This is a genomic window from Aerococcus sp. L_32 (assembly GCF_050689315.1).
The window spans coordinates 1-785 of sequence record NZ_JBOEQF010000864.1; the positions used below are offsets into that span (position 1 = coordinate 1).

Here is a 785-nt window from a genome sequence, read left to right on the forward strand (position 1 = left end):
TACTCGTTTCGAAGATGTAGATGGTAAGAAAGAAAGCAAGAACGATCCTGAATTAGGTAAATACTGGGCTTCATTAGGCGACGTATTTGTTAATGATGCATTCGGTACTGCTCACCGTGAACATGCTTCTAACGTTGGTATCTCAAACAACATCGAAGCAGTTGCCGGTTTCTTAATGGAAAAAGAGATCCAATTCTTAGGCGACGCTGTTAACGAACCAAAACGTCCATTCGTTGCAATCTTAGGTGGTGCGAAAGTATCTGACAAGATTTCAGTAATCGAATCGTTACTAAACAAGGCTGATAAAGTCTTAATCGGTGGTGGTATGGCTTATACATTCATGAAAGCTCAAGGATACGAAGTTGGTGGCTCTTTACTTGAAGAAGACAAAATTCCATTGGCTAAAGACTTAATTGAACGCGCAGGCGACCGTTTAGTATTACCAGTTGACTTTGTTGTAGCTGACGCCTTTGACAACGACGCTAACACTGATGTTGTTGATGTTGATGGCATTCCAGCTGACTGGCAATCACTTGACGTAGGTCCTAAGACTGTTGAGTACTACGCAGCACAAGTTGCAGACGCGAAAACTGTTGTTTGGAATGGCCCTATGGGTGTATTCGAAATGCCAAGTTTCGCAAAAGGTACTAACGGTGTTGGTGAAGCTATCGCTAACTTAACCGATGCTACAACTATCATCGGTGGTGGTGACTCAGCTGCAGCTGCTTACCAATTAGGTTTAGCTGACAAATTCTCACACATTTCTACCGGTGGTGGGGCATCAC

General features: G+C 43.3%; 1 protein-coding gene. It reads left to right on the forward strand.

Going from position 1 to position 785, the window contains the following annotated elements; all coding sequences use genetic code 11:
• The coding region (locus tag ACRCJ0_RS16970) for a phosphoglycerate kinase (RefSeq protein WP_431391327.1) at positions 1-785 on the forward strand (785 nt) is incomplete at both ends.